5 protein-coding genes are annotated in these 5601 nt (G+C 70.3%); 3 read left to right on the plus strand and 2 right to left on the minus strand.

The window, feature by feature from the left end; genetic code table 11:
- A partial coding sequence (locus G6026_RS07360; RefSeq protein ID WP_347238079.1) for a HAMP domain-containing sensor histidine kinase occupies positions 1-1624 on the plus strand: 1624 nt, incomplete at its 5' end.
- Positions 1625-1684: 60 nt separating this feature from the next.
- Positions 1685-2347 (plus strand): response regulator transcription factor, encoded by a 663-nt coding sequence (locus tag G6026_RS07365; protein WP_107757523.1) that lies wholly within the window; start codon positions 1685-1687, stop codon positions 2345-2347.
- Between the two features lie 86 nt (positions 2348-2433).
- On the opposite strand, the gene G6026_RS07370 is transcribed toward G6026_RS07365, so the two are convergent.
- Both G6026_RS07370 and G6026_RS07375 read right to left on the minus strand, forming a co-directional pair.
- Complete coding sequence (locus G6026_RS07370) at positions 2434-3942, minus strand: aldehyde dehydrogenase (RefSeq protein WP_309230163.1); 1509 nt, start codon at positions 3940-3942, stop codon at positions 2434-2436.
- Positions 3943-3977: 35 nt separating this feature from the next.
- Positions 3978-4784, minus strand: a complete 807-nt coding sequence (locus G6026_RS07375) for a class I SAM-dependent methyltransferase (protein ID WP_309230164.1) — start codon at positions 4782-4784, stop codon at positions 3978-3980.
- A 56-nt stretch (positions 4785-4840) separates the two neighbouring features.
- Here G6026_RS07375 and G6026_RS07380 point away from each other — a divergent pair.
- Positions 4841-5601 (plus strand): glycosyltransferase (locus G6026_RS07380; protein WP_182612785.1); only part of this gene is annotated, 761 nt, incomplete at its 3' end.

Here is a 5601-nt window from a genome sequence, read left to right on the forward strand (position 1 = left end):
CCGGGCCTCCGGCCCACGCCGCCGCCACCCCGCGCGGCGAGGGTTCACCCCGCGACTCCTCGCGGACCGACGGCCGGCCCACACCGGGGTGACCCCGCGGCTCGGTAGGTCCCGCTCGGTCCGGTGGTGGTACTCGGCACGCCTGCGCATCACACTCGGCATCACGCTCACCTCGGCGGCCGTGTTCACCGCGATGGTCCTGTTCACCCTGCAGGTGCTCTACCTCACGGCCGAGCGGACGACGGACCTGCGACTCAATCGGGAGGCCGCCGACTTCACGACCTTCATCGATGCCGGGGTGCTGCCGTCGTTCGAGACGGAGGACCCCACGACCGAGCAACTCATCCGTGCCTATCTGGCCCAGCAGTACCCGTCGCCCGAGCTCCTCCTCGTGGGGACCGCCACCACGTCGGGCACGCAGTTCACTCTCTCGAGGTTCAGTGTGGAGGAAGATACCCTCTTCCCCCCGTCCATGAGGTCCCAGATCCAGCGGATCGGCCTGGTGTCAGACGAGGGGTCGGGGGTCATCGACGGCACCGTGCGCTGGCGGAAGGCCGAGGTCGACGGCCCCGCAGGCCCGGCCAACATCGTGGTCGCGATCAGCGACGCCCCCACCCGGGAGGAGACCGACCGCGTCGCCGACCTGCTACTGAGCACCGGCGCCGGCGGCATCGTCCTCAGCGCGCTCGTGGCCTGGCTCCTGGCCGGCCGGATGATCGTCCCGGTCCGTCGGATCCGCGAGGCCGCGGAGACGATCTCGGCCGCGGACCTCTCCCGTCGGGTCCCGGTCGACGGGCCCGACGAGATCGTCTCGCTGGCCGACACGGTCAACGCGATGCTCGAGCGCGTGGAGGAGGCCTACCGGACGCAGAGGGAGTTCCTCGATGACGCCGGGCACGAGCTGCGCACCCCCCTCACCGTGGTGCAGGGCAACCTCGACCTCATGCCCGAGGACCCCGATGCCCGGGCGGAGACGACCCGGATCATGCAGGACGAGTTGTCGCGGATGACCCGGATCGTCGAGGACCTCCTCACCCTCGCGCGGTCCGATCGGCCGGACTTTCTCCGGACCGCCCCCACGGACGTGGCGGAACTGGTGTTGGACGTCGAGGCCAAGATCGACGTGATCGCGGACCGGGAGTGGACGGTGCTCCCGTACGCGGAGGACATCGCCCTACTGGACCAGCATCGGATCACCCAGGCTCTCATCCAGTTCTGCTCCAACGCCGTCCGGTTCACGGGCCCGGGCGACGTCATCGAGATCGGCTGCCGCGCCATCGCCGCCGGGGACCCGACGGTCCCCGCCGACATGGCGGCGGGTCCGTTGCCCGAACCGCCGGAACGCGAGAACTACCGCCGACGCCTGCTGTGGTGGGTGCGGGACACGGGGCCCGGCGTCCCGCCCGGCGAGGAGGAGAGCATCTTCGAGCGCTTCCACACCGCCCGCGGGCAGCTCCGCGACGGGCGCGGCGGTACCGGTCTGGGACTGGCCATCGTCGCGACGATCGCCCGGGCACACGGTGGCCGTGCGTTCGCCTTCAACGCCAAGGGCGGGGGAGCGGCCTTCTGCATCGTCATCCCCTGTATCCCCGCGAGCAACGACTCAGGGGACGACACGGACTGATGTGACGCTCGAAACACGCGTTCCCCGTGGGATACTCCATTGTCGGAGAAGGAGGGTTGCATGACGAACGTTCTCGTCGTGGAGGATGACGATCTCATCCGCTCGGTACTGGTCAAGGCACTCGGCGGCGCCGAGTACACCGCACTCGAGGCTGTGGACGGAGAGAGCGCGCGATCCATCCTGTCGACCATCTCCGACATCGACCTCATGCTGCTCGACATCGGGCTGCCGGACGTCGACGGCCTGGCGCTGCTCCGGGAGGCGCGCGACCGCGGCTTCGCCGCACCCGTCATCATCCTCACGGCCCGTGACACCGTCGCGAACACCGTCGAGGGCCTGGACTCCGGTGCGAACGACTACATGGTCAAGCCGTTCCGGGTGCCGGAGCTGCTCGCCCGCATCCGGCTCCGTCTGCGCGAGCACGAGGCGTCGGAGGACCCGGGGATCCTCGAGCACGCCGGGATGAGACTGGACATCCGCACGCGCCGGGTCGAGGTCGACGGTCGCATCCAGGAACTGACCAACCGTGAGTACTCGCTGCTGGAGATGCTGCTGCGCAACAAGGGCGAGACCATCAGCCGTGAGCAGTTGCTCGAGAGCGTGTGGGGTATGGACTTCGACCCCGGGTCGAACATCGTCAACGTCTACATCCGGTCGTTGCGGCGCAAGATCGGGGAGAACAAGGTCCACACCGTGCGGGGCGTCGGCTACCGCGTGGAGTGAGTTCGCGCGGGATCGCGTCGGCTCTGGTGGCGGGCCGGGAAACCCGGTGAGGTCCCGGCCCGCCGGTCAGGTGCGCGGTCAGCGACTCACCTGGGGGGCTCCCACCCGAACGGCATGAGCACGCTCTGCAGCTCGCAGTAGGCGTCCAGCCCCTCGGGCCCGTTCTCGCGTCCGAGTCCGGAATTCTTGAATCCGCCGAACGGGGCGCTCGGGTCGAAGGCGTACCAGTTGATGCCCATGGTGCCGGTGCGCACCCGCTGCGCCACGGCGAGCGCGGCGTCCGGGTCGGCCGAGTAGACGGCGCCGGCGAGGCCGAACTCGGAGTCGTTGGCGATCTGCACGGCCTCGTCGACGGTGTCGTACGCGATGACCTGGAGCACGGGCCCGAAGATCTCCTCCTGCGCGATGGTCATGGAGTTGTCGACGTCGGTGAACACGGTCGGCTGGACGAAGGCACCCTCGGCGACGCCGGCGGGCAGTCCCTCGACCTTCCCGCCGCCGTAGGCGATGGTCGCGCCCTCCTCGACACCCTTGCGGATGTACCCCTCGACGCTGTCCTTCTGCTTGTGGTTGGCCAGCGGCCCGAAGGCGGTGCCCTCGTCGGACGGGTCACCGACCGGCATGGCCTTGACGTTCTCGACCAGCGCGTCGACCACCTCGGCGTAGCGCGACCGGGGGGCGAGGATACGGTTCTGGGACACACACGCCTGCCCGGAGTTCATCAGCGCGGAGAACACCATGGTGCCGGCGTGGGCGGCGATGTCCGCGTCCTCGAGGATGATCGCCGCGCTCTTGCCGCCGAGCTCGAGCGAACACCGGGTGAGGTTCCGGGCGGCGATGCCCGCGATGTGCTTCCCGACATCGGTGGATCCGGTGAACGAGATCTTGTCGACCTCCGGGTGGGAGACCAGGTGGTCGCCCACGGAACTCGGGCCGGTGACGACCGACAGCACCCCCTCGGGCAGCCCGGCCTCGCGGAACAGGTCCGCCAGCCACAGGGCGGAGAGCGGGGTCGCGGACGACGGCTTGAGGATCACCGAGCTGCCCGAGAGCAGGGCCGGGCCGAGCTTGGCCGAGTTGAGGTAGAGCGGAACGTTCCACGCGGTGACGGCGGCGACCACCCCGACGGGCTGGCGGGTCACCACGGAGGCGCCGAAGTCACCCTGCCGAACCTCGGACCACGGGAAATCGGTGGCCAGCTTCGCGTAGTAGCGCAGCACCGCGAGGGTGGGCGTCACCTGGATCATCGCAGCCGTGCCCGTGGGGGTGCCCATCTCGTCGGAGAGGATGCGGCAGACCTCTGCCTGGCGCTCCTCGAGCATGTCGGCGACCCGCCCGATCAGCGCGCCACGCTCCGCGGGCGGGGTGCGCCGCCACACGCCCGATTCGAAGGAGTCGCGGGCCTGGCTGACCATTTCGTCGACGTCCTCGGTGGTGGTCTCGGCCACCCTCCCGACGACGGCGTTCGTGGCCGGTGACGTCACCTCGAGAACACCCGTGGTGATGGGATCGGTCCAGCGGGTGCCGGAGAAGAGTTTGTCATGGACGACGACCACGGGGACCTCCGCGAGGTAGAAAACGAGAACGCGTTCCACTTCATAGTAGACGAGTGTCCGACTTCGCGCGGCGGCTAGCGCGCCCGCAGCACCAACACGAGATTCGACACCACGACCTCACGCACCACCGGCACCCGCACCAGCCACCACGCCCACCGCGGGTGATACCTCGGGAAGGCGGCGAGCAGGTCGCCCGATCCCGTCCCACGCGCCCACTCGAGACCCTCCGCGCACCCCACTCGGAACAGGGACTCGCCGTACACGTTCTTCGGAGGTCGGCCGTGGCGACGTTCGTACAGCCGCCGCGCGCGCTCCCCACCCAGATAGTGCGTCAACCCCATCTCGTGGCCACCGAACGGGCCGTACCAGAGGGTGTAGGAGACCACGACGAGGCCACCGGGCCTCGTCACCCTGAGCATCTCCTCGGCCATCGTCCAGGGCTCGGGCACGTGCTCGGCCACGTTGGAGGAGATGCACACGTCCACCGATCCCGACCGGATGGGCAGCGACATCCCGCTCCCCCGGACCGACCCCGCCTGGTCCAGTCCGGCTGCCGACATCTCCCCCACATCGGGTTCGACGGAGACGTAGCGCGCCCCCTCGGCGGCGTAGGCATCCGAGAAGTACCCGGGCCCGCCCCCCACGTCGAGCACCGTGAGGCCCGGCAGCCTCGACCCCGGCCCGGCCGGCGGCAGGTCCCCGGCTTCCGCCCACAGGTCCGCCACAAGGTCGACCGTGTCGCGCGCCAGGCCGGAATAGAAGGCATCCGGGTCGGACTGCTCGAGCGGGAACGACCGAAGGAGGCCGAGCGAGCGTCCGAGACTCGCCCGGCGGGCCACCGAACGGAGCGCGCCGGACCGATGATCTGCAGGTGGGGTCACAGCGGAGACGATACCGGCGGACCCGCGCCCGATCCGCGCTGCGTACAGTGTGCGCCGTGGCTCGAATCCTGCTGTTGTGCTGGCGCGACAGCACCCATCCGCAGGGCGGCGGCAGTGAGCGCTACCTGGAGCACGTCGCGGACGGTCTGGCGGCCGCAGGGCACACCGTCGTCTACCGGACCTCCCGTCCCCGCGGAGCGTCCCGTTCGGACGTGAGACGAGGCCCCGCCGGGGCGGGTGTCACGATCAGCCGCGGCGGTGGCCGCTTCACCGTCTACCCGCGGGCACTCGGGGCGATCCTCCTCGGTCGGTTCGGGGTGGGCCCGCTCGGCCGGGTGCGACGACCCGACGTCGTGGTCGACACCCAGAACGGCGTCCCGTTCTTCTCCCGCTTCGCCACCTCCGCGCCCGTGGTGGTGCTGGTCCACCACATCCACCGCGAACAATGGCCCGTCGCCGGGTGGCTTGTCTCGAGGATCGGCTGGTGGATCGAATCGCGCCTCTCGCCGCGCGTGCACTCGGACAGCCAGTACGTCACCGTGTCGCTGCCGTCGGCGGAGGAGCTCGTCGAGCTGGGAGTGTCCCCGGAGCGGATCGCGGTGGTCCGCAACGGTCTGGACCCGCTGCCCGACGGCGTGCGGCCGGGCGCACCCGGGACCCGCGCCGACGGCCCGCGCCTGGCGGTGTTGTCCCGACTGGTGCCGCACAAGCACGTCGAAGACGCCCTGGACGTCGTGGCGGCGCTCCGCGAGAGCCACCCCCGGCTGGTACTGGACGTCATCGGAAGTGGGTGGTGGGCCGACCGCCTCCGCGAGTA

Source organism: Dietzia sp. DQ11-38-2, from assembly GCF_014145055.1.
In the GTDB taxonomy this organism is placed as follows: domain Bacteria; phylum Actinomycetota; class Actinomycetes; order Mycobacteriales; family Mycobacteriaceae; genus Dietzia.